The 26,426-nt window shown below is 45.5% G+C and carries 24 protein-coding genes and 2 pseudogenes; 8 read left to right on the top strand and 18 right to left on the bottom strand.

What is annotated here, in order from left to right; genetic code table 11:
• Nucleotides 1–181: 181 nt before the first annotated feature.
• The 4 genes and pseudogenes from JET16_RS12695 to JET16_RS12710 all read right to left on the bottom strand — a co-directional run bounded on the left by JET16_RS12695 (nucleotide 182) and on the right by JET16_RS12710 (nucleotide 3,985).
• Nucleotides 182–1,342 (bottom strand): annotated as a pseudogene (locus JET16_RS12695) (IS110 family RNA-guided transposase).
• Between the two features lie 159 nt (nucleotides 1,343–1,501).
• A complete protein-coding gene (locus tag JET16_RS12700) occupies nucleotides 1,502–2,239 on the bottom strand; it encodes an ABC transporter ATP-binding protein (RefSeq protein WP_199616479.1) in 738 nt (245 codons plus the stop codon).
• Nucleotides 2,236–3,255, bottom strand: coding sequence for an ABC transporter transmembrane domain-containing protein (locus JET16_RS12705; protein WP_199616382.1), 1,020 nt, complete (start codon nucleotides 3,253–3,255; stop codon nucleotides 2,236–2,238). Before JET16_RS12705 ends, JET16_RS12700 begins: the two co-directional genes overlap by 4 nt.
• Nucleotides 3,256–3,397: 142 nt before the next feature.
• Nucleotides 3,398–3,985 carry a GNAT family N-acetyltransferase gene (locus JET16_RS12710; RefSeq protein WP_199616383.1) on the bottom strand — a complete coding sequence of 196 codons (588 nt, stop codon included), beginning with the start codon at nucleotides 3,983–3,985 and terminating at the stop codon, nucleotides 3,398–3,400.
• 288 nt (nucleotides 3,986–4,273) lie between these two features.
• On the opposite strand from JET16_RS12710, the gene JET16_RS12715 reads away from it, so the two are divergent.
• Both JET16_RS12715 and JET16_RS12720 read left to right on the top strand, forming a co-directional pair.
• A complete protein-coding gene (locus JET16_RS12715; RefSeq protein WP_325176681.1) occupies nucleotides 4,274–4,855 on the top strand; it encodes a TetR/AcrR family transcriptional regulator in 582 nt (193 codons plus the stop codon).
• 115 nt (nucleotides 4,856–4,970) lie between these two features.
• Nucleotides 4,971–6,215 carry an MFS transporter gene (locus tag JET16_RS12720; protein ID WP_199616385.1) on the top strand — a complete coding sequence of 415 codons (1,245 nt, stop codon included), beginning with the start codon at nucleotides 4,971–4,973 and terminating at the stop codon, nucleotides 6,213–6,215.
• Nucleotides 6,216–6,625: 410 nt separating this feature from the next.
• Here the strand turns inward: JET16_RS12720 and JET16_RS12725 are convergent, their stop codons facing one another.
• On the bottom strand, nucleotides 6,626–7,420 hold the full coding sequence (locus tag JET16_RS12725; RefSeq protein WP_233531466.1) for an N-acyl homoserine lactonase family protein: 795 nt from the start codon (nucleotides 7,418–7,420) through the stop codon (nucleotides 6,626–6,628).
• Between the two features lie 236 nt (nucleotides 7,421–7,656).
• Between JET16_RS12725 and JET16_RS12730 the strand changes: the two genes are divergently transcribed.
• Complete coding sequence (locus JET16_RS12730; protein ID WP_199616386.1) at nucleotides 7,657–8,874, top strand: MFS transporter; 1,218 nt, start codon at nucleotides 7,657–7,659, stop codon at nucleotides 8,872–8,874.
• Between the two features lie 122 nt (nucleotides 8,875–8,996).
• Here JET16_RS12730 and JET16_RS12735 read toward each other — a convergent pair whose 3' ends face one another.
• The 3 genes from JET16_RS12735 to JET16_RS12745 all read right to left on the bottom strand — a co-directional run bounded on the left by JET16_RS12735 (nucleotide 8,997) and on the right by JET16_RS12745 (nucleotide 10,288).
• Nucleotides 8,997–9,311 carry a winged helix-turn-helix transcriptional regulator gene (locus JET16_RS12735; protein ID WP_325176688.1) on the bottom strand — a complete coding sequence of 105 codons (315 nt, stop codon included), beginning with the start codon at nucleotides 9,309–9,311 and terminating at the stop codon, nucleotides 8,997–8,999.
• Between the two features lie 224 nt (nucleotides 9,312–9,535).
• On the bottom strand, nucleotides 9,536–9,811 hold the full coding sequence (locus JET16_RS12740) for a hypothetical protein (protein ID WP_199616390.1): 276 nt from the start codon (nucleotides 9,809–9,811) through the stop codon (nucleotides 9,536–9,538).
• A gap of 66 nt (nucleotides 9,812–9,877) precedes the next feature.
• On the bottom strand, nucleotides 9,878–10,288 hold the full coding sequence (locus tag JET16_RS12745; protein WP_199616392.1) for a DUF4830 domain-containing protein: 411 nt from the start codon (nucleotides 10,286–10,288) through the stop codon (nucleotides 9,878–9,880).
• Between the two features lie 721 nt (nucleotides 10,289–11,009).
• Here JET16_RS12745 and JET16_RS12750 point away from each other — a divergent pair.
• Together JET16_RS12750 and msrB are read left to right on the top strand one after the other, a co-directional pair.
• Nucleotides 11,010–11,999: an LLM class flavin-dependent oxidoreductase gene (locus JET16_RS12750; protein ID WP_233531468.1), complete on the top strand. Its 990-nt coding sequence runs from the start codon at nucleotides 11,010–11,012 to the stop codon at nucleotides 11,997–11,999.
• Between the two features lie 136 nt (nucleotides 12,000–12,135).
• A complete protein-coding gene (msrB, locus tag JET16_RS12755) occupies nucleotides 12,136–13,095 on the top strand; it encodes a peptide-methionine (R)-S-oxide reductase MsrB (RefSeq protein WP_199616396.1) in 960 nt (319 codons plus the stop codon).
• 230 nt (nucleotides 13,096–13,325) lie between these two features.
• Here msrB and JET16_RS12760 read toward each other — a convergent pair whose 3' ends face one another.
• Nucleotides 13,326–14,954 (bottom strand): glycosyltransferase family 4 protein, encoded by a 1,629-nt coding sequence (locus tag JET16_RS12760; RefSeq protein WP_199616398.1) that lies wholly within the window; start codon nucleotides 14,952–14,954, stop codon nucleotides 13,326–13,328.
• Between the two features lie 441 nt (nucleotides 14,955–15,395).
• A complete protein-coding gene (locus JET16_RS12765; RefSeq protein ID WP_199616400.1) occupies nucleotides 15,396–16,301 on the bottom strand; it encodes an AraC family transcriptional regulator in 906 nt (301 codons plus the stop codon).
• A gap of 187 nt (nucleotides 16,302–16,488) precedes the next feature.
• Here JET16_RS12765 and JET16_RS12770 point away from each other — a divergent pair, with 187 nt between their 5' ends.
• The gene (locus JET16_RS12770; protein ID WP_199616402.1) at nucleotides 16,489–17,286 is read left to right on the top strand and encodes an SDR family NAD(P)-dependent oxidoreductase; all 798 of its coding nucleotides are present in this window, start codon (nucleotides 16,489–16,491) and stop codon (nucleotides 17,284–17,286) included.
• 34 nt (nucleotides 17,287–17,320) lie between these two features.
• Here the strand turns inward: JET16_RS12770 and JET16_RS12775 are convergent, their stop codons facing one another.
• On the bottom strand, nucleotides 17,321–17,596 hold the full coding sequence (locus tag JET16_RS12775) for a GNAT family N-acetyltransferase (RefSeq protein WP_199616404.1): 276 nt from the start codon (nucleotides 17,594–17,596) through the stop codon (nucleotides 17,321–17,323).
• Between the two features lie 397 nt (nucleotides 17,597–17,993).
• Here JET16_RS12775 and JET16_RS12780 point away from each other — a divergent pair, with 397 nt between their 5' ends.
• A complete protein-coding gene (locus JET16_RS12780; protein ID WP_199616405.1) occupies nucleotides 17,994–19,196 on the top strand; it encodes a hypothetical protein in 1,203 nt (400 codons plus the stop codon).
• Nucleotides 19,197–19,485: 289 nt separating this feature from the next.
• Here JET16_RS12780 and JET16_RS12785 read toward each other — a convergent pair whose 3' ends face one another.
• The 5 genes and pseudogenes from JET16_RS12785 to JET16_RS12805 all read right to left on the bottom strand — a co-directional run bounded on the left by JET16_RS12785 (nucleotide 19,486) and on the right by JET16_RS12805 (nucleotide 22,751).
• Nucleotides 19,486–20,061 (bottom strand): histidine phosphatase family protein, encoded by a 576-nt coding sequence (locus JET16_RS12785; protein ID WP_199616407.1) that lies wholly within the window; start codon nucleotides 20,059–20,061, stop codon nucleotides 19,486–19,488.
• Between the two features lie 158 nt (nucleotides 20,062–20,219).
• A pseudogene (locus JET16_RS12790) lies at nucleotides 20,220–20,420 on the bottom strand (RDD family protein); the annotation flags it as partial.
• 209 nt (nucleotides 20,421–20,629) lie between these two features.
• A complete protein-coding gene (locus JET16_RS31120) occupies nucleotides 20,630–20,746 on the bottom strand; it encodes a GNAT family N-acetyltransferase (protein ID WP_407673134.1) in 117 nt (38 codons plus the stop codon).
• Between the two features lie 273 nt (nucleotides 20,747–21,019).
• Complete coding sequence (locus tag JET16_RS12800) at nucleotides 21,020–21,610, bottom strand: GNAT family N-acetyltransferase (RefSeq protein WP_199616409.1); 591 nt, start codon at nucleotides 21,608–21,610, stop codon at nucleotides 21,020–21,022.
• 424 nt (nucleotides 21,611–22,034) lie between these two features.
• Nucleotides 22,035–22,751, bottom strand: coding sequence for a class I SAM-dependent methyltransferase (locus tag JET16_RS12805; protein ID WP_199616411.1), 717 nt, complete (start codon nucleotides 22,749–22,751; stop codon nucleotides 22,035–22,037).
• Nucleotides 22,752–23,207: 456 nt separating this feature from the next.
• Between JET16_RS12805 and JET16_RS12810 the strand changes: the two genes are divergently transcribed.
• On the top strand, nucleotides 23,208–24,212 hold the full coding sequence (locus tag JET16_RS12810; RefSeq protein WP_199616413.1) for an aminoglycoside phosphotransferase family protein: 1,005 nt from the start codon (nucleotides 23,208–23,210) through the stop codon (nucleotides 24,210–24,212).
• Between the two features lie 103 nt (nucleotides 24,213–24,315).
• On the opposite strand, the gene JET16_RS12815 is transcribed toward JET16_RS12810, so the two are convergent.
• Both JET16_RS12815 and JET16_RS12820 read right to left on the bottom strand, forming a co-directional pair.
• Complete coding sequence (locus tag JET16_RS12815) at nucleotides 24,316–24,879, bottom strand: helix-turn-helix transcriptional regulator (RefSeq protein ID WP_199616415.1); 564 nt, start codon at nucleotides 24,877–24,879, stop codon at nucleotides 24,316–24,318.
• Nucleotides 24,880–25,132: 253 nt separating this feature from the next.
• Complete coding sequence (locus JET16_RS12820; RefSeq protein WP_199616417.1) at nucleotides 25,133–26,023, bottom strand: ABC transporter substrate-binding protein; 891 nt, start codon at nucleotides 26,021–26,023, stop codon at nucleotides 25,133–25,135.
• Nucleotides 26,024–26,426: the final 403 nt, after the last annotated feature.

Here is a 26,426-nt window from a genome sequence, read left to right on the forward strand (position 1 = left end):
GGTTTACCCTCCCAAGTCTCAATGGGTCTAAGCCCTTACCTTCCTTCGTAACACCTTGCCAAGGGGTGGAGGCCGATCAAGTTCAATGTACGGGTCAGTGCCCTTAAGTAACGGGAAATCGGTACTCCGTGCTTTCTTTGTAATCCTGCGAATGAGCCAATCTACGTAATACGTATCTTTCTTAAGCTGCTTTGTCGTTAAATACGGCTTTTTCTGGAGAAAAAGATTCTCCCCGTTGAACTATACCAACTATAATCCGTGCTAACTTCCCAATTAACTTAAACACTGAGCGGTGCTTCTTCATGTGTCTTACTTGTACGTTATACTCATGCCATTTCCGAAACACGGGATTGCTACCAATCTTCCTCAGTAGCTGCGGCCATGCGAATACAAAGTTAAATCACCTGCACCGGATAGAATTGCCGCGACAAATATAGGCCCAAGACCATAGATAGAACGAAGTTGTTGCGCAGCGGGGATCTGCTGTAGCAGCTCTAGGACATCTAGTTCGATCTTCTCTAGAATCTCAACGATTCGACAATACTCATCTAACAACCTGCGGAGGTCCTGTTTAGCTTCGTGAATAGCGGATGTTTCTCCAATACTTCTCGCTCCGTAAGAGATAAGTTGCGCAGCCTTCTCTAACCCTGAAGTTCCTCTTGCCCGCTTCATGTGTTTTCTCCAACCGTTAATGACTTCTGCTGCTGTCATGCCTTGTAGGTCTACAGGAAAGGGGAATTCGTACAGCGACGCCATGGATCGCTTACAGGTCCAATCCGAAAATACCGAAGAATACTCCGGAAAACGGATATCTAACCAGCGAGCGATTCTATTCTTAAGCCGGGTACAATTTGACACCCAAAACTCTCGATCACTCATTATGGTCCTTAATCTCTGGAAGAAATGCGGTGTACTCCGAGTAGTATCCTCGACTGACAACATCTGCAATCACAAGAGCATCTTTCGGATCACTTTTAGATGGGCTATTATCTCGGTTTTCCTTATTACGTTTAGTCGTGATAGGGTTTACTAGAACAACACTAAATCTTTGTTCAAGCAGCCAGTTAGCTAGATTAAACCAATAGTGTCCGGTCGGTTCCATACCGATTATGATGTTGCTCAAATGATGTTTCTGTTGCAGCTCGTTTACCCATCTTCTTAATTTTTCGAACCCATCCTTGCTGTTAGAAAACGCCAGATGTCGTGCTGAAAGAACAATACCTCGGAAATTCGTAGCTTGGGCAACATGAGTTTCCTTGGCCATATCAATGCCTATTACCAAATGTGTTGTAGTAATTCTTTCTATCCGTTGATTTAGTCCGTCTGATTGTTTAAACTTCATACAAGCGCCTCCTTGATGGTGTTGGGTTTCGAACCCGTGGACAAACCCATCATACCGAGGCGCTCCTTTTTTGACAAAGGCTATTTCTTAGCCCTAACAGGAAGGTTTAGCTCAGTGAAAACGCGAATGCCTCTCCTTGGATGCCTTCTTCTTACCTCTTTACGCCGTGAATTGGAATTGACCTTGTCTTTGCCAGTATTCCTCGAACCGACCGCCAGCGGCAAGCAGCTGAGATGGCGGTCCGAACTCGACGACACTTCCTTCGTCCAGGAATACGACGTAATCGACCTCGCGAATCGTAGTCAGACGGTGGGCAATGATGAGCTTCGTGCAATGCTCGGCCCATTCGCCCAAGTCCTTCTGGAAGGACGCCTCCGTCTCTACATCGAGCGCAGATGTCGGCTCATCGAGGATGAGCAGCTTCGCGTCGCGCAGAATCGCCCTCGCGATCGAGATCCTCTGCTTCTGCCCATGCGATAGCTTCACCCCTCGCTCTCCGACATGCGTATCGAAACCCTCCGGCAGCGCTTGGATGAAGTCGAGCGCCTGCGCGAGCGCTGCCGCCCGCGTAACATCTTCAAGCGTCGCGTCCATTCGTCCGACCCGAATATTGTCCAACACCGTTCCATCGAACATATGAATATCTTGAGAGACAAGCGCCATATTAGAGCGCAGCGAATCAATTGAATATTGGGTAATCGGCAGTCCGTTGATGTAGAGATTTCCACGTTCGGGTTCATAGAACCGAAGCAGTAGCTTCACAAGCGTGCTCTTCCCAGCCCCACTCGGTCCGACCAACGCTACGGAGGATCCGCTCGGAATTTGAAAGCTAACATCCTTCAGAATCGGGTTATCCGCATAATACGCGAAACCGACACGATCGATCTGGATTTCTATGAAGCCAACGGCATCCCGGTCTTAAAGTCTTCCCCTCTCATCTCCATCACTTCGAAGAATCGCCGGCCGCCCGAGATGGAGCGTTGCAGGTTCGTAATGACATTCACTAGATTCGTGAATGGCTCGACTACCCGCTCCAGAAGTGTAATGAACGCAACTAACCCCCCGACGCTGATCGTTCCTCTAGACATTAAGTAGGCACCGATGACGATCCCAGTGATATACCCTACCTGACCCGGCAGCTCCCGGAAGATATTGCGAATGCTGGATACCTTCGTCAAGATGACGTTATACTCGACGCCTTTCTTCTGTATTTCACCCATCAACCCGTCGGTAAACGACTCCATCCGGTTCGCCTTCACTTCACGTATGCCGTGAAGAGTTTCATATATCCGATGGAAGACGTCCCTCGTCACTTCCTGCTGAAGCTCCGAAATCTTCATAAATTTTTTGCGAAGCACGACGTTGCTTAATAGCTGCATCGGACCGATACAGATTGCCACGATGCCAAGCAGCGGATGAACCGTGAGCAAATAGACTCCCGCCATGAGGAACGAAATCGGCAGGAACAAAAGCTTTTGCATATCGAAGACGACAAAATCTTTCGTGATCTCCAATTGATTCAACACGACGTGGGCAGAGTTCGAGCTATGCTCCTTCTCATGGAAGCCCAGCGGCAGATCCCTCAGATGATTCAACAGATCGCGGCGCATAGCGTATACCACGGATTCATTCAAGAAAGAAGTCGACCAGTTTTGGAAAAAGGTAATCGCCGTACGCACCACTACAAGTGTCACATATACCCCGAGCAGTACCGTCAGAACCTTCATCGGAATATTGGGCGCAAGGTCGAACAGACGCCGATTCGTCTCCGCAAAAACAAGAGTAATGCCGGTCAGCGCGACCTGGGAGCCAATGAGCCAAACGTAAATCCATTTATATTTCCGAATGATCTGAAACAGCTTGCGAAACGTCTGATCTCTCAGCAGACCCGATAAGGTGTATTTAGCTTGCATGACTCAACTCCTGCTCTCTGTATGCTAAAAGAAATATTTCAAATAGCTTTATTAACTTTACTCTCAAGGAATCCATTTGCATCACCTAAAAGGATTAGTAACACCTTTATTCAACTAAGCTGCCAGTTAGCGTGATTCCATATTAATTGAACAAACCATCTTCTTTTTGTTTTTCAATAAATTCATCTTTAGTTAGCCCAAATAAAATAAAATCTAAATATTGTCCGTTAATATATACTACCTGGCGACGAACACCTTCTTGAACGCACCCGAGTTTCTTCATCATCTTCGCAGAAGCTTCATTTCCTTCAAGAACATAGTCATTGAATTTGTTAAGTCTTCGTTCAAGAAAAGCATACTTTAAGAGAATTTTCATAGCACTTGTACCATACCCCTTACCACGGTACTGTTTATCAATTACTATACCAATACTAAAGGTGCCGTTTCTCTCGTCAATACTGTTTAAATTAATACCACCTATACTTTCTGTGTTCAAATTTTCAATAGTAAACATAATCCGTCTATTAGTTGAAGAAAAATCAGCATTTTCTTCTGTAAATTTCTTTGCCCCTGTAATTGTAGGCGGCAGTTCAATTGCACATTCTAAAAGACGACGTGCAGGAGTGTCAAATCCGTTTATGTAACAACTTTCCCAATCTTCAACCTGTATTGCACGCAATCTAACTTTATCATCTTGCCAAAAATAATCGCTGTAATCAATTTCTCTCATATGAATCCTCCTGTATCTCCCAAGTATATTCACACACTATTTTATATAATAAACGCCATCTTTTGTTGGTAAATATTTGCTAAAACTAAAACCGTATCATAAATTGAGAGTCCGTGATTGCGTTATTCTGCCCGTTACTTCAACATATCGACAATCAATTATTGACAGGTCGTTACAAAATATATACAATTAACAAAGTCCAAAATGCAACGAGCAAATGTTGTATGCTTTTTTTTAGGATATTATGTACTGGTCTGTACAATATACAATTTGAAAGGAGTGGCAAACGTGAGCGGAAGACCTCGAGAATTCAACGATTTATCGGTGATTAACAGTGCAATGGAAGCTTTCTGGGTAAAAGGTTTCGAAGAATGCTCAACAGAGGATTTATGCAAAAGTACCGGTCTTGGCAGAGGGAGCTTATACAACGCTTTCGGCAGCAAGCAAAATCTGTATAAACAAGCTTTGTTGCGGTATTTCGAATTGGGGCACCAGGCAAATATGGAAATATTAGATCGTCCCGGACCGATTAAGGATCGGCTTCGCGCGTTAATGGAGGCGGTCATTGATATCGATTTGAACGATCCCGTTCGCCGAGGATGCCTGGCTATTAATGCTGCGATTGAACGCGGAGGGAAAGATCCCGAGATTGCACGCGCGGTTGCCCATCATTTTTCAAGTCTCGAACAAGCTTTGTGTCATATTATGGAGCTTGGTCAGCGGTCGGGTGAAATCTCCTCAAATCGGCCTGCCATGCAATTGGCCAGATTTTTTAGATGCAGCTTCTACGGTTTGCGTGTTTTAAGCAAGGTTGAGCAGGACCGTGGGGCACTGATGGATGTTGTGGAGACTACACTGTCGGCACTATGAGCACTCGTGTTCATGTGCCTCCGTGTTTTACCAAAGGTTTTTAAGCACACCATATTGTTTGGCTGCTTGCGCCTAATTTTGTACAGATCATTACAGAAACAAGGAGATGTTTATTATGCCATTTGCTATTTATGTACTAGGTCTGATGATATTTTCCATGACCACCTCGGAATTTATGGTGGCCGGAATGATATCCTCACTTTCGGAGGAGTTCGGAGTATCCGTCGGGGCTATTGGATTCCTTATTTCCGCATATGCTGCGGGAATGATTATAGGCGGTCCGATGCTGACGGTCGGACTTTTGAAGGTGCCGCGCAAACAAGCTTTTCTGACAATGGCATTCATTTTTATTATCGGCCAAACCCTTGGGGCGCTGGCATACAGCTATGAAGTAATGCTGATTGCGCGGATCATAACAGGTATTTCTTCATCGGCATGTTTCGGTGTTTCTCTTGCGATCTGCTTTAACCTTGTCGGTCCTCAATCGCGCGGCCGTGCAGCCTCCATCGTCCTTGGCGGTCTAATGGTCGCTACCGCTATCGGTCTGCCGGCGGCGATAATATTTGATCAGTACTTCGGATGGCGCTCCAGTTTCTGGGCAGTTGTTGTCCTTGTTCTTTTATCCGGATTGTTGGGGCAGCTGACTATTCCAACGACTCCAAGACCGGAATCGGTCAGTATTCGCAACGAACTTGGAGCGTTCAGGAACCGCAACCTTTGGGTGGCTTATGCAACCAGCATGCTGATAATCGGTGCGACCTTCGCTGCATTCAGCTACTTTTCACCGATTCTTACCGATCTTACAGGCTACGCTGCCGGGACGGTTCCGCTACTCCTTGCGATCTACGGTGCGGCCACCGTTATTGGAAATATTGTCACCGGCAGACTCGCCGATCGATACATGATGTTTATATTAACCATTGGACTTGTGACTCTTACTGTAGCACTGGTTGCCTTCGGCCTCTTTGCCCACAACCCGATTGTGGCTATGATTGCCGTTATGGTAGTTGGTCTGGCGGGAGTACCGATGAATCCTGCTATGGCAACCCGCATTACGAGGGTAGCCGGCACTGGATCGCTCGTAACCACCGTTCATGGCTCTGTTATCAGTTTAGGTATCGTCATCGGTTCCTCGATCGGAGGACTAACCATCGATGCTGGTTTCGGTCTCGCGTCCCCGCTATGGGTTGGTGCGCTATTGGCTATTCTCGGTCTATTTTCCTTGATACCCTATTTGCTGAACAAAGGCAGCGAATCGAAGCTGTCCTCTCATTCTGCAGCCACAGGTCCATCGCCGAATTTGCGTCGCCCGACTTTCCATCGCGAATTGGACGTATACAAAAGCAAAGAGTGTCAATGAGTTGAAAGTTAAATTCAACCTCCTGAACAACCTGACCACGCATTGAACGAGGTTGAACCAAGAACGGCAGTCTTGGACTATGAAAATAATTGCCCATGACTGCCGTTGTCTCCTCAACTATCGTCTCCGTTTAGTTTAGCAATTGGATGATTATTGAAATTGTATCTTATGTTGCTCCTAACAACTTTCCAAGTCCAACATAAACGGGTTTCCGAGAAAAGCAACCGATCATATTTACATTGCATGTGGCAACAGAGCCATGGTATGAATCCCGCCATGGCTCTGTTTCGATTGCGGTTAGTGTTCCAACACCTTTTCAAGCTCGCCGGCCATTTTAGCCCAACCATGCTTGGCGCCTTCAAACGCAGGGGATGCTTTCTTTCTTTGGCTTATAATGTAATGACAATACCTTAATAGATTCCTGGACGAACAGACGGATCGTGGTTCGCGATCGCGGCTACGCAGTCTTCTCTTTGCGAAAATTCCCGCACCCACTTCAAAGAATCCAGTGCCTGCCGCTCGTCAAACGTAAAGCCGGGCAAAATAAGCTCTTGCCACGATTTCTCCGCATAGCCTGCGTCGGATACGAGCAGCAGCCATCCTGCCTCTACACGTGCAAGAACCGAAACATGACCCGCCGTGTGTCCGGGCGTAAGGACAAGATAGACGAGCCCGTCGCCGAACAAATCTTTGCCCAGCCGGTACGGTCCGTACGGAATGGATTCCGGTTCGAAGGTTTCGAACGATACGCCTTTGAACCATTTTTCCTTATAGCTCGCCACGTTCTTCCATTCCGGTTCGCTGACAAGGAATTTCTTCGCTCCAATCAACAGCTCTAATCCGCTGATATGGTCTTCATCCAAATGCGACATGACGACGGCGTCTATGTCACGTGGCGCAAAGCCTTTGGCGGCAAGCTGCTCCCGCAGCGAGCTCCCTTCCGGCAGTCTGTACTCGATAAATTGATACAAATCTTCGCCGAAATGCTCTTTCGGCTTCGTGCGAATGTCTTCGTGCCACCCTGCATCGACGATGACCCGACCTTTCGGGTGCTCGATCAAGTAAGCGGAAACGGGGACCAGCTCCTGGCAGGCTTCCCCTCTTTGGTTCACCGGTGGTATGACTTCAAGCTCCTTAAAGGCTAACGACCGGTCATACTTCAAATCCCCCGTGTGCATAACATGTACTTTAACGAACATATCCATCAATCTTACCTCCGATTCTATTATTGGCGTCGAAGTGTTGACAATGTCGATTATGGAGGAGCTTGGTTCCTGCTGAAAAGAAGGCACTTTCTTGTTCTTTAAGCACCAAACGGTACTATAGGCACCAAAAAGTGCTTCAACCACTAAAAAGTGCCTTCTTCGCAAGTTAGCGAAATTCATCCATAATGCTCTTGGGTCGGTAATTTCCCGCAAGTACATCAATCGGAGAGATCGAGATGAAAAAGCGCAGCGAGCGTAACGAATTTCTTAGGGTTATCTTGACGTTAGGGACGGGAGCGATTTTAGTCGTTTCATTGATGTATGTCTCCATCCCGTTATTTGCGGTATGGGGGCGCGAATTCCAGACCGTTACCGAGCATACGGTATGGGCGGGAAGCGCTTTTGGGTTCGCGTATGCGGTCGGGAACGCCGTCTTTGGACTCGTTTCGGACCGGTTTCATAGAAAATCGATATTGGGTATCGGTCTTGCCTTCTTGGCGCTTAGCACCCTGGCGGTCGGATGGAGTCCGTCTTTGACGTGGTTGATTGGATGGAGAGCCGTACAAGGACTCGCGGCGGCTTCCTTTCCGACCGTCGCCCTAGCCTATATCGGGGATGTGCTTTCGCCGAGGTATCGTCCAATCGCCATTTCGGTTTTAAGCAGTAGCTTTCTTATGTCCGGAATCTTGGGCCAGCTTTATGCGCAGGCCGTCGTAGGGTGGCTCGGGTGGAGAGGTGTTTTCGAGATTTTGACGGTAAGCTACCTGGCACTCTTTTACTTCGTCTACAGGCTTCCTGCGGGTTTGCGTCCTCAGGCCGATAACTCTCTAGCTCAAGTGTTCGGACGAACGGTCAAGCTAGCGGCCTCTCCTTCCCTCTTGCTGACGTTTTCCGTCTCGGCAACGTTATTATTTAGCTTTGTTTCGATGTATTCGGGTTTGGGGCCGTACGTGTCGGATCGGTTCCATCTTCCGGAACAAGGGTTGATGTGGTTGCGGATCGCCGGGATACTCGGCATATTGATGTCGCTTGCGGCAGGTCCTCTCATCGGGCGTTTCGGGGCAAAGCGAGTTTTTATCGCCGGGTTAGCTGCGGCAGTAATCGGTCTAGGGGGTGAGGCTTTGTCGGAATCGCTTGTATTCCTGGTTGCGGCCAGTGTAGTTTTTGTATCGGGAATAGCAATCGCGAACCCGAGCATCATCGTCATCATCGGTCAATTGGGGGGTGAGTCTCGCGGAAGCGCGTTTGCTTTGAATGCATGTTTCGTGTTCGTCGGCGCAAGCTTCGGCCCGGTACTGGCCGAGCATGTCGAATCATTCGCATTTTTGTGCGGCGTGTTGATGACGATCTTGTTCATCGCGACCGTCATCGCGGGGCTACGAATTTCGAGCGGCCATCTGTCTTCATCGAAGGGCAATCCAATAATCTTCAAGCGTGAACAATGCCCAGACTAATCCAAGAACGAAAAAAGGCCCCTCCGTCACTCGGCTTTCCATCCTATACGAATTCATGCCAAGGACGGCAAGCCTCCGAAATAACTCTTAAACCTGACTAGGCTCCGTTACCTGTTGATCTTTCATGTATTGAGGTATTGATCCCCCCATTCGCACAGCAGGGTTAGTACTGGTTTCAGAGTCCAGCCTAAGTCCGAAAGTTCATAGACGACTTTCGGCGGTACTTGATTGTATACGGTTCGAATGACCAAACCGTCCTCTTCCAGTTCTCTGAGCTGCTGGGTCATCATTTTCTGGGTGATTGAGGGCATCACTTTTCTCAGCTCGCTTGTTCGTTTGGCTCCTTTGGTCAAGTGGCATAATATGAGCATTTTCCATTTTCCGCCAATGACCTCCAATGTCGCTTCGGCGGGGATATGATATGTTTTGGTCAGTATTCGTGCCACATGGTTCACCCTCGCTTTCTACTCTTGAATGTATCTCGGCCTATGCTCGAACCGTTAATTTCACTTTTATCAGTTGAATTCGGTATCGAAGCCATAATGTTATTAATTATAAAACAATGAGAACGTTCAAGGGGCATAAAATATGAAAAAGTCTGCGCAATGTCTGTTTATTTTTTATTAGCACATCTAACTGCCCATAAGAAACAGCGGCAATCTCATCTCTTTGAGTTTTCAAATGGACTATGAAGTCTTACCTCATGTTGATTACTATCCCAATTAAATATAAGCCGTCCTTTTTGAGAAAAATATAACCGAGTTGAGTTAGTCTTTATAACCGTCTCTATTTTTAAAGGAACTACATACTGAACTACTGAAAGCATTCTTTGTTTATCTGTTTTACCTGAGTATAATACTAATCCTTCTTCCGACTTTTTGGATAGCCCAACATGCGGTTCTATCAATTCACTCAGAATTTCAGTTTGAATTGTCATGATAATTATCACCTTTTCGTAAGTTATCCGTTAGTTAAGTTCTTTGGAACAATTGGAATCTCATCATCATTGAGTCATAATCCCATCATTTATCAATCTTTGTTTATCCGTCAAAGCAAACGCGCCTGGAGACCAATCTTCTAATCCTCCGTGACCCCCAATAATTTTCCCTTCTATTTCATAAATAGAGACGTACATTTTTTTGCCTGTTTTTTGTTTTTCTTTTAATACATAGGTTGTAATAACGAGTTCTTTATTTTTATAAGGCTCTAAATCCAACCCCGCAATGCGTAAGGTTTGTATGAGTTCAGGGAGGTAATTCATTACTTCCAATTTTTCGCTTATTTTGTCCTTAACATGCCAGCCAAACGAATCAAAATATTGAATATGCTTTTCCGATATTTCTTCGGTCGTTCCTTTCCCGCACCCAATCAGCAAAGCAAAAGTACATAATGTAATAAAAAATATCTTATGCATGTCTGAATTAATCCCCCTTTGGCAGAATTAGCTTTTGTTAATAAACTAAGACGATAATTATTTTGTAAGAGTTGCGACAGTTTTTGAACTATGCTGCCCATTGGCGGAACAGAAAACTACGGTTGCACAGCAACCGCTATTCCACTATCGTATCCGTCCCTCGGTTTAGCCTGAATAACAAATATTTATGCAGAGTCATATTGCTTCGCAAAGAGACCTCATTTCATCGACAACCAACTCGATTCGCTTGTCCTCAGGGAAACCTTTAGGGACATAAAACAACAATAAATTAGCCACATTTTCTGGATGCAATCCCGTGGGTTCGGATAACTGGATCCCATTTTTCTCGAATAAGTCTTTAATTTGAGCTGAAGTAATTTTTTCTCGTGAGATGAAGTATTTGTTTGACATCCCATAATGAAGCACAGTGCCAATAGTGTTACTATTATTTTTTCATTATAGAGTCCCCAATTTTTTTCTCCAAATTATAGAACGTTTTAAAAATGAAAATGTCACATTAAACTGCTCGATAGCTTAATTCCTTTAGTTATTGACCATAACAATAACCGCTACCATCAACATGGTAAGGTGTAACAAAAGGTTTTAATTCTTCGGTGCATCGTTTTTTCTTCGCGGCCCGCGTTTGCGAACTGTGACCATATCTGTTACAGTATAATCAACAGTTTATGAAGTCAACTTTATGCTTGCGGAGGGATCCCCCATGACTGTATTATCCGTGTTGGATTTAGCGCCCGTGGTACATGGCGGTACGGCGGCCGACACGTTTCGCAATACCCTCGACCTCGCGCGTCACGTGGAGCGCTGGGGCTATCGCCGGTATTGGCTTGCGGAGCACCATAACATACCCGGCATCGCCAGTTCCGCGACGTCCGTCGTCATCGGCTACGTCGCGGCAGGTACTTCGAAGATTCGTGTCGGTTCCGGCGGCATTATGCTGCCGAACCACGCTCCGCTCGTAATCGCCGAGCAGTTCGGCACGCTCGAGTCGATGTACCCCGGACGCATAGATCTCGGACTCGGGCGCGCGCCCGGCTCCGATCAACTGACGGCACGAGCGTTGCGTCGCGGACTTAACCATGACGGCCAGGATTTCCCGCAACTGCTCGAAGAGCTACGCGGATACTTCTCGCCCGCTCCAGGTGCAAAGAGCGTGCGCGCGCACCCAGGCGAAGGACTGGACATTCCGATCTGGCTGCTCGGGTCTAGCGGCTTCAGCGCCCGGCTCGCCGGCGAGCTGGGTCTGCCTTTCGCGTTCGCCAGCCATTTCGCGCCGGATTACCTGTTGCCCGCTCTGGAGCTTTACCGCAGCAGCTTCCGCCCATCGGGAACACTCGACAAACCATACGCTATGGTCGCGATCAACGTCGTCGCAGCCGATACAAACGAGGAAGCGAAGCGGCTCTCGACGTCACACCAGCTTGCGTTCCTGAACATCATTCGCGGTCGCAGCGGCTTGCTCTCCCCGCCGGTGGACTCGATGGATCAGTTCTGGAGTGAATACGAGAAAGAGATGGTCAAGAGCCAGCTGAAGTACACGGTGGCGGGTGATCCTGACGCGGTGCGCGAGGGCGTTGCCACCATCGTAGAAATGACGCGAGCTGACGAAATCATCGCCTCTGGGCAAATTTACGATCATTCGGCCAGGCTGCGTTCGTTCGAAATCTTGGCGGACGTTTGCGGCGACCGCTGAGCCTCAGGCCGTCGAGCCCTCTCGACGGCCTAATTCCTTTCTTGCCTTATCGTGCGAAGCGAGCAATTTGCATATGTCGCGTTATCTGATAAAATTTCGGTGACAGTTAGTCAAAATATAACGAGGTGTCAAATCGATGAGCGATACGCTTAAACTGGCTACATTCGCCGGTGGCTGCTTCTGGTGCATGGTGAAGCCGTTCGACGAAGAGCCCGGCATTCACTCCGTCGTCTCCGGTTATACCGGCGGCCATGTCGAAAACCCTACGTACGAGCAGGTGTGCTCCGATACGACGGGCCATTACGAAGCGGTGCAGATCACGTACGATCCCCACATATTTCCTTATGGACGGCTGCTCGAGCTTTTCTGGCGGCAAATCGATCCGACCGACCCCGGCGGCCAATTCGGCGACCGCGGCCACTCCTACCGCACGGCCATCTTCGTGCACGACGAAGAGCAGCGAGCGGTCGCGGATGAGTCGAAACGCCGCCTGACCGAGAGCGGTCGATTCGCAAAGCCGATCGTCACGCCGATTCTTCCGGCGGCTACGTTTTACCCGGCCGAGGCATATCATCAACATTATTACAAAACCAATCCGGTACGGTATAAAGCGTATTTCGCGGGCTCAGGCCGGGAACGGTTCATCAAGGAAGCATGGAAGGACCGGGCGAAGGACGAAGAACTGAAACGCCGTCTCTCTCCAATGCAATACGAAGTTACTCAAAACAACGCGACCGAGCCTCCGTTTCGCAACGAATACTGGGATCATAAAGAGGAAGGCATCTACGTCGATATTGTCTCCGGCGAGCCGCTATTCAGCTCCCGCGACAAGTTCGATGCGCACTGCGGCTGGCCGTCTTTCACGAAGCCGATCGAAGAGGCGGGCGTTACGGAGCATATTGACGTCAGCCATAATATGATTCGGACCGAGGTCCGCAGCAAGGCAGCCGATTCTCACCTTGGTCATCTGTTTGAAGATGGACCGCAACCAACCGGCCTCCGGTATTGCATCAACTCCGCCGCGCTTCGATTCGTGCCAAAAGACAAGCTCGAAGCCGAAGGATACGGGGAATACGCTAAGATTTTCGAATCATAAGCAACATTCTGAAACGGCAGACCGGGACGCAGATGCGTCCTTCGCTGCTGTGCTCCCCTTCATTCAAGCAACAAATAATTAACTCCGCACTATTGGGCATTGAGAAATGGGAAAACATATCCCTTTTCTCTCGAATCAACATGTATATTTTCTTGCAAACAACCCGGCCTCGTCGCGAAACCGTTGCCGCAACTATCGTAACCGTCCCTCGGCGAAACAATATATCCGACTTATATAGCTTTTGTAAAAAGGATAAATCCCTCAACATATGTAACCCACAAAATTGTGATGCACACTGAAAGATCATTTCCCGACAATTCAGCAATCTCTTTCAACGTACGACTACCATCAACATATTTTAAAACTTCCCACTCCTCCCGTAATAGAAAGCGTCGATGTGCCCAAATCGGATCTTCATTCGAAATCAATAAGCGAGTTGAGTCGAGTACTACTGGTGATGGAAAGTATGGCACTTGCTCTGGATGAATGAAATCCATTTCCCATTTTTCTGCAAGATACGTTGAGTACGGTTCCATTAGTATTTCATATAATTCGTATTCTCTTCCCTGGAACATGGGTGGATACCATTGAGGGGGTTTAATGCTTGGTGCATTCCATCCAGATGATCGTTTGTGGACTTCATACCTTTCGGCAAATTCACTAGGCTTATATGCCAGAGATGACATTCTATTTGTATTATCTTTACGGAGTAGTACCTCATTCACCATCTTTGTTAGATTTCTTGTGAGCGCAGCTATACTAAAGTGCTGTAAAGAATAGGCGGTTGCCTTTCTTCCCATTTCCTCTCGAAGACTACGCTGTTGCAATAATTTTATTACCTGATTGGCACCGTGAGCCCAATCCACCCGAATCCCATTTTTCGTCAATACTGCATCGACGAAATACCCTGTTTGACCATCTTGTACTACATCCTTGAATCCACCCCATGAAGTGCATACTACAGGGACACCACACGCAGCTGCTTCCGCTTGTGACAGACCGAAGTTTTCACGATGATAAAAACCAAAATTAACCACAACATTTGCGGCTGAATACATTCGAGCTAGATCTTCGCCAAAAAGAGGACCAACAAATTTTACTTTTTCCGTAATTCCCAAGTTGTTTGCGATTGAACATAGCCATTCTAGATACCCAGTATTACGAACACGAAACTCTCCTAAAGAAATATCATCTTCCTCACCAACAATACAAAGGTAAGAGTTTGATATTTGATCATTCACTGCTTTAAACATATAAAGTAATGTATGGATATTCTTTTGAATATTTAGCCGTCCGACGTAAAGTAAAATCAGTGCATCGGACGGTACTGAATATTTTTTTCGCGTTTCTTCCCGTTCATCCATACAACGAGGATAAAATACCGTCTCGTCGACACTGAGGGGAATTACCCATTGCTTTAAATTACTCCACGCAACGAGACGACTCCAAATGTCTTGATCTGCTTGACAGGTGAAAAGAAGCGCATCATCCGAGCGAAGTATATGTTGCCAGGGAAAAAGCATTGCTTCTGCCCCCTTTGGTAATGCACCTCCTGCAAACAAGATAGCTGGGATGTCAACACCTAATTCATCACGAAGATTGAGTGCAAAGGCACTGTGTGGGTATATATCTGCCCAAAGAATATCAATTTTTTTAAGAAATGATGCCATTGCTTCACGTTCATCATTATTATTTTCTGGTGGCTGATAAGGTACTATTTCCATGTTGCTGCTGATTGCCCGAGTTACATCACGCGCCACTCTTCCCATACTCCAAAGTTTCCCTAATTTTTTGGGGGCTGAAGTCCAAGGAAAATCGCCCCAAAGCATTCCAATACGTGGTTGTCTATTGTTCTCCATTTTGGACACCTCCTTATTATCGAACAATGAACCTCTTTGATCGCTTTAAATCTATACGAAAATTGCAATTACATCATTCACATGACCGCACTATCCTCCGTTTGTTGAGTAAATTGTCTGATCATGCAAAAAAAGCGATGGATCGGTTCCATCGCTGCGCTCTCGTCTCCGTCCCTCGGTTTAGTGAAGTCCTTATTTCTATATCCCTCCGTAACCTGTCAAGGCACTCCCCTGCTCAAAAGATGGGCGATTAACCNCCTCGGTTTAGTGAAGTCCTTATTTCTATATCCCTCCGTAACCTGTCAAGGCACTCCCCTGCTCAAAAGATGGGCGATTAACCATTCGCGAACAGAGGGCAGCCGGTACAGGATGGCCGCCTTTTTTATATTCAATAACCCCATATCAACTGATGTCATTTACAGTTTGACCATAAGATATACATTAGTGAATAAAGATTGCCCTCAGGTGCTTTATATCTTGTATAGGTGAAAAACCAAACATTCGGGAATATTCACGGCTGAATTGCGACGGACTTTCATAACCTACCCGGAATGCGACATCCGCGGCATCCGTTGACTCGGATAATAACAGACGCCGTGCTTCCTGCAGTCTCAGTTGTTTTTGGAACTGAATAGGGCTCATAGCGGTTACCTCTTTAAAGTGCCTATGAAGCGAAGAAACACTAATATTCGCTATTTCCGCAAGCTCCTCAATCCGAAAAGACCTATCATAGTTATTCATGATATGTTCGATAACGTCTCTAATTCGTTTGGTACTGCTTCCTTCTATTGCAATTTGTTCCAGCACAACACCATGCTGCCCTTGCAGAACCCTATAGAGAATTTCCTTCGTGAAGAGAGGAGCAAGTACCGGGATATCCTTAGGATTGTCTAGCAAACGAGCTAACCTGTTTACCGCATCCAACAAAGATAATTCCATCCGGCTGACAAACATTCCTCGCTTAGCGTTTTCTTTCGGGCCAACTCGAATTTCAGAATCGCTTAAAATCTCTAAGATTTGACTCGTGGTAAATTCAAGTTTGAGAGACAAATACGGAACTTGGGAAGAGGCTTCCATGACTTGGCCGGTAACCGGCAAGTCAACGGATGCGACAAGGTAATCGGCAGGACCGTATCTAAAGCGCTCCTGTGCCAGCAATACCTCCTTCACACCCTGAACGACAATGCAAAAGGAAGGATTGTAAACTCCAAAATTTGATCCAGTAACATTAGATCGACGAGTGAAAAATAAAGACGGAATAGCAGTCGCGTGAACACCGTCCCGGCCTGAATAACGCTCAATGAGTTTGGCAAGCTCCTCCTGCTGTTTATATATTCGTTCAGACATAAGATCCTCCTTGTTCCTCCATCCTTGACAGTTCCATCATATTTCATATTCGAACGTAACGTAAATGGCTGTGAGAGGATTAGGCAATCATTTGAGAAGAATGAGATAACGGTCGCCTTTTCATTTGTTGCATAATAAGGATGCCGAATTAAGGGGTCAGTATGCCAAGTTAAAGGGGAAGATTAATATGGATACACAGGGGAAATATACAGTTATTACCGGAGCAAGCTCTGGTATAGGTTACGCGACAGCCAAGGCTTTCGCAAAACGTAAGAAAAATATCATACTTGTTGCTCGCCGTGAAAACAATCTGAACGAACTGAAAAGAGAAATCTTGCAGGAAATTCCTGAGCTGGATATTGTGATAAAAGCAGTCGATGTATCCGTCAGTCAAAACGCCCATCAACTCTATCGAGAGTTAAATCCGTATCAAATCGAAACATGGATTAATAATGCAGGTGTCGGTAGCTATGACAGTGTGTCCGGTCAAGACTTGGAAAAGATTGAAACAATGCTGCGCCTAAACGTGGAAGCCCTAACTATCTTTTCGTCCTTGTATGTACGTGATTATAGAGACGTGGATGGTGCACAATTAATCAATATTTCTTCAGCCGGTGGATACACAATCGTGCCAACGGCCGTTACCTACTGTGCTTCCAAGTTTTTTGTCAGTGCATTTACCGAGGGATTGGCCCATGAACTGAAAGCCGCCAATGCAAAATTGCAAGCTAAAGTTTTGGCACCAGCGGCAACCAAAAGCGAATTTGGAAAAGTGGCAAACAATACGAGCGAGTATGACTATGACAAAATTTTTAGTACTTACCACACAAGCGATGAAATGGCCAATTTTCTCTTGCAGCTTTATGATAGCAACATGACTGTTGGTAGAGTTGACAGAGAAGCCTTTGAATTCAAACTTAGTGAACCACTTTTTGCTTATGCAGGCAATTCTAAGAATAACCAAAAAGTCCAACTGAAAGATTAACACAGCACAATTTTAAAGTGGTGGAGCAGCTGAATCACAACAGATGTACGTTGGGTAACAAACGCTGCCCCATCTGGGTTGAAGCGCCATGTTTTGACCTCCATTTATAGTAATCATGAAATCTGATGTCAGCGATTTTACCGGCCTCCACAAAACCTATGTTTTTGTAGATCTTATTTGAATCCGGATTTTTTAAATCTGCATATAACTTTGGAACCAAGCCATTTTGGCCTAATATCAAACATAATTCAGCTACTAATGCACTTGCATACCCCTTCTTACGTAAAAATGGTGAGGTAAATGTTAGCAAGAGCTATTTGGATTACACCCTCGTCGCTAAAACTTTTTCGGTGTTCGTACTCAACCTCAAATACATTAAACAAAGTAATTCCTCCTTCGCTTAAAACAATCCTTTTAGCGAACACAAAAAAGCCACCTTCCGACATTACGGGATAGGAGGCAGGCATGCACGAACAAAGAGCTACATTACTTTATCAAAAAGCAACGCTCCCCTTGCCAATATTAAAAAAGCCCACACTAATCCTATCCAGAAAAATCGGCTAAACGAATTTTCATTAAAGATAGGATTAGTTTATCATTGGCTCTGGTCGCACAATATAGGTCATTTAATATGGATCGTTGGAGTAATTTCATCTTTTCCGAATTATGGTAGATTTAAAGAAAATCGTCCACTGGAGGGAAATGAGATGAGACGACGGTTTATGCTTTTGGTTTGTGGATTTTTGCTGCTGACGGTGCTTCTGCCCTTTCAAGCAGCCGCCGCCGAGTCCGGTTCCGAAACGCTGCTTTACCGGTTTAACGGAACCATTCTCGACTTTGACCAAAATCGTATTTTGTGGAAACAAACCGGCGATAAGGTGCTCTGGCTGTACAATCGAAAGGATGGAAGCCAAGCGAAGGTTCACGATGCCACCGGGTCCGATTATATTATAGGTTGGTCGACAGCGCTTGAAAGTTATTATGGACGGCAGACGCTACCAGCGAAGTTATCCGCTGAAGGCGTTGTTTATACCTTATGGTCGACAAACGGATCCGGAGATTTCATTACGTACTATTGGAAGGACGGTGCGGTTCGACAGATTGGGGAGAAGCAGCAGTTTCTGAACGAAGTAAAAGGGAATTTTGCGGTATTAAGGAGCAACGTTGTGGATTTAACTACGGGAGAGTACCGTTCATTGCCGAATTCTAATTTTGAAAATGGCAGGAACCGCTTTGATCTGTCAGCCGACGGAATGGTGGTTTATACGTCCCAAACTAATCAATCGAACCTCTACAAGTCGCTTCCGGACGGTACGTTAACGACGTATGTGCCGCCTTCACCCAACTACTACACATACTCCGGGGCTTTGACGGACGGAAAAAACATCATCTATAAGGTACTCATGTTGTATAACGGAGGTTACAAGTGGTCGCTCCGTGTTCGCAGCGCCGATGACAAGGTTACCACATTAGCGATAAATCCTTTTTATTCTGACTTTTTTTCCGACCCAAGAGCAACCTATCAGATCAACAACGGATGGATTGCTTATCAGGAGTATAATTTAGAAAAAGATAATTGGACCTTGTATCTCCGATCGCCGAAAGGCGAAACCAAACCAATTTTCGAAACCCCAGAGAATACGTGGAAACAGTCGTGGTATAACAGAGATGGTCTCGCTATCAACCAGTTGGGCGCGGACGGCTCTTTGGTATACACGGTGTCCTCGGGAAGCTACACTAACACCAAGACGTATCTTTATTCCGCTCAAGTGAATAAACATGTGCCTGTATCCGGTTCGGGGAAGTTTGAATACCGGGAGCATGTCTTCAGCGGTCCGGAAGGCGGAGAATATCAGTATGGCGCCTGGTTCCGGATTGAAGGCGGTTCATTGTACGCGATTCGAATCTAAGCTGAAGAGTATCTTAACAGAAGAACGCAGAAAAGACGAAATATCCCGTGTACTCCTCTCACGGGATATTTCTTTTTGTCATTGAAGGTTTAATAGGGTATGTTCCATTTGAGTAAGGCAGGACGATTCGTAGCCCTCGTCTATAGCCGAATGATCTATAGATTTCTTTTCTGTTTGACTCATCTCAAGTACAGTTGAGCACTTCCACCGAATTCTGTTGAATAGCCGTATTAGTACATAAAGCTGGGAGACTATGATTAAGCTAATCTGCCCGTTCAATCTACACTTGTTAAAGATGTTTGGTGCAGTTATACAACTGACATTCCCACTTATTATTGTTGTGAGTAAGAATTGTTATAGAGGTGTTATCAATATACGTTTTTTTGAAGCTCTGCGGTAATAGATGTTGTAATGACAAACCAATCAATGCTCCATGACTTACAATTAAAATTCTTCTATCAGTATGTTCTACGACCAGTTCTTCGAGAAAATTTAGTCCACGCTTAGCGACCATTTGAAAATCTTCCATACCAAGGTTTTGTTCACGCCATTTTACTCCCCAACGAGCGATGCGTTCTTCCTCGGTTGTGCCCTCAGTCAGTCCGCAGTTGATTTCTCTAATTCGTTCATCAGTGATTACTGAGGCTGCTCCTAGAGAGTTCCGAATTAATTCAGCCGTTTGCTTTGCTCTTGTTAAATTACTGGAGAAAATAATGTCCCATTCTTCTCCAGAAAGTCTATAAGCCAATGCCGTGGCTTGCTTTATACCTTCTTCGTTTAGAGGTATGTCGGATATACCTTGAGCTTTACCAAGATTATTCCAATCGGTGACCCCATGCCTGATAAGCCCTATTGTGGTTGCCATTCCTGCCTCCTCAACAAATTCGTTGTCTTGCCTATTTCATACTTGTTCTAATAATACCAAAAATATCGGCTAAACCGCCCGTTACTTCAATAAAACAAAGGAACTGCGGTAAAGCAGCTCCTGTACAAACGTCTCCCGTTAGTTTAACCTACAATGTGTTAGAGCCTTTCATGCACGACTTCGGTCCCGGCGATAAAATCATGAAGTGACCGTTTGTCCTCGCGGGCTCCCACCATCGTCGCGCTTACAATAACGGCAATGCCGAGTGTAATCCCATATATTAGGCCGGTCACCACATTTCGCAGCAGCATCGTTCCCAGACTCGGCGGTCGTCCATCGCTAACTTTCACGATCCGAATTACAATGGGTGGAACACCGCATTTAATTGGTTGCGTATTTTTTTTATTAATCCGCTTGAAGTCTTGCCGTTATTTAGTATCCTTTTAATAATTAACGCTTTACTAGTAAGTGTTTGTTACTATTTAGGCGATGGGGGATTGGATTAACATCAAATTACTTATCGAGTTAATCTGCCCAATAGCTTAATGTGCAATTTTTTCATCGCAGATTAGGTCCACCATGCAAATATCCGACAATTCCTAAGCATGTGTTTTACTAAAATACTTCCTATACCTTGTTTTTGATGGGTGGGTAAAACCTCTAACAGGAGAATATAAGCTGACAAAACTCCGTCGCTAATTGCTGTAATAAATGTATGGGAAAAATAAAGTACTAGACTGGAATGCTTGATATGGCGTAAGTTTTATGAGGAAAAATCGTCTGTCCGTGCAAAATAAGTATTAGACTGGCCCCAAAGTTCAAACAGCCGCTGACCAAGACTTGAAAAATAAAGTCTTAGACTGCGGCTGCTTTATTGAGCTAACGTACCCGTCCCAATGATGTAAATGTTCATCAACCTTAAAAGGAGACTTGGAAAGCTTTTATCTTAGTTTCATGATTAGGAGATGTACTTATTCACCAGCTTAAAACCTAGACTCTCCGCAATGGCTTTGGAACCGGAATTGGATGAGACGCACAGCCATTCAATTTGGTTATAACCTTTTTCAAAGCAGCGCTGGACTACTGCTGAAACGACCTTCTTAGCAAATCCCATTTTCCTGTATTTAGGATCAGTATGGATTCCTATAGCAATCCTGTCCTCTGCGCAACAGTCACTTAATGACCAACTGACAATGCAATCATCATTACGAATATAGCAACCGCAACCTGATGAATCAAATCTCTCTTCGCTTCCCCATGCCTCTGCCCAATCTTGAATCCTGTTCGCATTGCTGTAGTTTCTGTGCTTCAGCTCCTTTAGATTGACAGATTCCAAAATATATCCCTCAGGAAGAGAGGATTCCGCTTTAACGAAATCCCCGTTGGTAAGGGTATACTTATATCTTGTATACTCTCTGATGAACCGGTTAGGATGAATATCCGCTATCTTCTCTCTCCACTCATCTGTATCGGGGGTTACACTATCCCAAAAATCCAACATCCTCGAAATTTTCTTGTTAAAATCCTCATCGGCGGTACTGCCTGCCATAGTTTTGTTTCACTGGTTTCAATAAGTACAGCATCCGGGTGTTTCTCTGAATTGACCATTACCTTTCCCAACATTTCCCCGTCTAGAACCGAAAACACTGAGAGCTCGTTCTGACTTTTAACAAGATGTCTTACCTTCCCATATTCATCTTTTTTTAGAACAATCAGACTTCATTCCTCCTGTTTATTCTCATATTCAGATAAATCAAAAATCAACCTTACTTTATTATGACATTACCAATATATTACTCGATTATGTAGTTAGATAGCTGGTTATAAATAACTATTATTAAACTATCCTGCCAGTTAGCTGAGCAGGCGTGCCGATCATCCGGCAGCCTGTCGTGATGGAATTATCGTTCTCCGTTAGTTACATGTCATTGCGTGAAAAAAAGACCACCCTTTAACGAGTGGTCTCTATGCAGTTATACTCGTTTTTCCCCGACGAGCAGACCCAAAGAGATCCATCGTCCATTATCAAGCGTAATCAATTCTTGCTCAGCTTCAGAAATACGCCTTAGGTCGCGGTAATTCAACCACCACTGATAGGCTTCGTCGAAATAATAACTCTCCGTAACGAGTAAGCCTTGACTGGCGAACAAATTGCAGTTCCAATCCAAGGTTTTAAAGCACGCCTGAAATCCCATACTGAATTCGGTGTCAAGCTTGACCAACTCATCAGGCATTGGGACTGGCTGGCACATCGGTTCAGCAATTCCGATTCTGGAGCCTGGTTTAGCTACCCGAATCATTTCAGATAACGCTAACGGGCGTTGATCCCCGATCATCTCAAACGATCCAATACTGATGACGGCATCAAATGTATTATCAGCAAAAGGCATTGACTGCGCCTCTATTTTAAGCTGCAACACTTGGTTTTCCACGTCTTGCTCCGCTGCATACGCTTGGATTTCGTTGTTCCCGTTTTCGGCCCACGGTTCAAGAGTAACTACCGACACATTCCAATGCTTGGAAATTGTTGTAGCAATATGGCCTAAACCACCGCCAACCTCAAGGACTCGCATACCGGGTCTAATATTTACAGCTTTGACCAATGGGAAAGCCATGTCGAATGAAGCAGGTCCCCAAGCTTTTAGAGGATCCAATTTCAAGAATGGATTTTCTTGCAATACTTGATTCAATGTATTTTGCCCCTTTTCTTATGTGAGGGGCTTCGCGTGTTTATCGGGCCAGTAACGCCATCCCCTCAAAATTGTGCCCGAACATATTTACCTCAATCATTCTTTTCATTGACACCGCCCCTTTCATCCTACACGAAAAGCTATTCGACATATTGTCATTAACTTCCTTCAGCTGTGTATGTCAAATACTAACCTGGAAGTGGTGGTTAACTGCCCGTTAGGTGAGCAAAGGCTGCCGGTCGCGGCAGCCTCATGGTGTAGTTTATTGAGCTCTTGTAATCCGTTAGTTCAATCAACTAAATAACCATATATCCCATTAACATGAGATCCCCTTTGTATAACTAATAAATATATATTTCAATTCGATTTATAACCTTCCTTTACCTGCATCAATGCTCAATTCCATGTTAAAATATCCGGTATAGACCGGAATATGGCGAGGAGGCAAGGTGTAGATTGGAGGTACGACTAGCAGAACGAATGATTGAGGAGTGGGCATCGGCGAACGCCGATGCGATTCGCATAGGCCCGAATAAAATCCGGGCGTCATATATATATAACCCCGGAGGCTTCGGCAACTTGTCTATTCGTTTGACGGACAGACGGACGCGGCTTCACGTCAAGCTAGCTCCACCTAGCAAAGCCGCGCGGTTACGGCAGTGGGCGGGCGTCAGCGATTATCTTGCCGAGCACTACGCCGCGCCCAGGCTGGTCCATGCGATTGACCGCGAGATCGTGCCAGGGTATCCGTACGGCCTTGTTTTCGAATATATCGAGGATGCAACCCCGCTTGCGGAAACGCGGAATCCCGAGGCCGCGCTGACGGGTGTCATGGAGACCGCCGCGAAGCTCCATTGCGACGATCGTCTTCGCGGAATGCTACCTAAGGCGGAGACGCGCACTTATGCAGAGGCATTCGAGGACGAGTACATTTCCCGGTTTACGGATGATCTCGACGGAATCCGCGGGTCGCGCGAGCTGCTCAGGGATTTCGTGTCGGACGAGACGATTTCTTGGTTCGGGGAAGAGATCGGGAGGCTGAGGGAAACAGTCAGGCAGACACCTGAGTTTCTACTCCCTGCGGGCGATGTTGTTCATAATGACCTGAACGGCAACAACGTACTAACTTGCGGCAAGGACGGCTTCCGGATCATCGACTGGGACGACCTGTCCGGCCAGGGCGATGCGGCGATGGACTACTCGGTACTGCTTTGGCCACTAACGCATGATCCGTCATGGCCGATATGGAGGGAGAAGGCGCTGGCAGGAGCAGGCGCTTCGGCCGTCGAGCGGTTGGAGCTCTATTTTCGGGCGAAGCTGCTCGACGACGTCATCGACGTGCTGGCCGATTATGTCGAGGCGGAGCAGGTACCGGAGCATCGGGAGGAGGCCCAGCGCAAGGCTAGGGCCGTTCATCTTCACTCGTATCCGCAGTATCTCGCCAAATATGGCGTCGGATAAAGCGGCCGCACCGCGCTGTCACATGCCAGCTACTTCAATAAAGGCTGCCGTTGTGCCGGCAGTCTTGGCATGGTGCTATCGTCTCCGTTAATTTAATGACTCTTTAACCCTCAGTTGCCTTAAGGTTTAATTTTGCTCTATCTGGAATCATATCAGAGTTGTTGATTGATTGAGTCCAGGTTCGAAATTCTATTTTAAACTTTGAATCACCTGTGAGTTCCTCAAGTGTATTTATGATAAGTGAAGAATATCTGCTGTATAACCATTGAGTTGAAAAGTCATTAGGGCTATAAATGATATAGGTCTTATCTTCATATTTCGCGGACGTATTTTTAAACCATGTATTAAAACTGGGAAAGGATATTTGTTTTCTTATTTCTTGTAGTACACTACCCCATTTAACATCATTTGTTTCATGTGGATGGTTTATTTCCTCGGTAACAACATCATTTAAAAGCTGTTTACTCAACAAAAGCTCTTCAACTGATGTATTGGAAATCTTTGCAAGTCTCAACAATACTTCGATATCGGGTAGACACTCACCATTTTCCCATTTAGATACTGCTTGATGACTAACACCTAATAAATTGGAAAGCTCCACCTGTGTCAAGTCTAATTTTTTTCGCAGGTTTAAGATGTTATTCCCAATCCTCTTATTGTCCAGCAAAGAATTCAAACCTCCTCGTTAAAGTTCAAGCTAATAATATCACACTGAGAAAAGAACCATAATCGAGTGAAAGTTGAATGCGATATCGTAATTATTGCAACTCTGGGTTGCATTATATCCAGTTAGGTATCCTCCGCTAGTCTGCCCGATAGTTCAACAGGCTGCCGTTGATGTTGGCAGCCTGTTGTTATGAAGCTCTCGTTACCAACGAGCATGTTGCCCATTTTGTTTTAGGTGCCGTATGTGTTAATCTCTATTTTTCTATAAGACTCGAGCGAATAATGTTATAGCCGTTCCAGTCACGCTCAAACTTATTTTTATGCGGAGGTGCAGGGGAATGTATCGAGAATGAAGCAATATTTTTTCCGTAATAAAGTGGATTGTTCATACCGAATTCCGCATGAATCCGCGGATCAATTATCGAAGGACGGATTCCGTTGCGTGCATTTCTCCTCTGATGATCATCGGAAATCAGATAAGAGACAACTTCAATGGTTGCGTCGGGATCCGAACAATTCGTACTGATGGCAAGTCCAAGTCCCGGTATATTAGCATTCCAAGCAGGTCCATCCTCATAAATTGGATACGATACGATATCCCATTCAAAACTAAGATCTTTGGGGTCAAAACAACTTGCGCAAATCATTCCCATTGCCACGGTCTGATGACGGACAAAGTATCCATTAAACCGAAGCAAGCGTTTTTTGTCCGGAAGGATATTTTCCTTAAGAGCATAGATTTTCTTGACAGTTCGTGTTATTTTCATCCAATCCTGGTGAAGTAAATTGGGTTGACCGGTTTTCGAGTCAAGATATAGTACAGCCAACTGCATCCGCATGAGGGCTAAATCAGCCGGGTCAAACCCGTGAATTCTTTTTCCATCAATATTCGCAGTAACTTTCTCGGCAAGTCCGATAACATCCTCCCAAGTCATTTTGTCAGAAGGATATGGAACGCCAAGCTTATCAAAGATACTCTTGTTGTAAAAAAGAGGGAATTCATTGGCATTATTGTATGGTAATGCGTACACTGCTCCGTTTTCATCTTTTCCCCAGGCAAATAAATTGGGTTCGAATCGTTCAGGAATAACTTCATTCGAATTTGTTAACAAACGAAAGTCCGATAATTCACCTTGTTCAAACAATTGCTCAAGTTAATTCTGACTCAATAGATATACATCAGCTTTCTCTTCTGAAGATCTATGCGCTAGTTTAATGTGCTTAATTGACTTTTCTAACGGTCCTTTAATTTCCTTCTCAAAACGCTCTTCAGATAACGTAGTCTTTATTGAAAGGACAACCATTAATAGCCCACCTCCAAGCACATGTTCTTGTTACGTATGTATAATGTTCTCATTGAAGAACACTCATATTGTATCGTACATACGTTCTATAGTAAACGTTTTAAGTGACTTTATTGTGCATAACTGCCCTTCCCTCGGAATGACCTATTCTCAACTATGGTATGGTTCACCGTATTTTATCCTACAACTTAGAAGGTCAGTTGGCTGATTCTAGAAGGCTGTTTTAGGCGTTCTGACGATGGGA

Source organism: Paenibacillus alkalitolerans (assembly GCF_016482785.1).
Lineage (GTDB): Bacteria > Bacillota > Bacilli > Paenibacillales > YIM-B00363 > Paenibacillus_AE > Paenibacillus_AE alkalitolerans.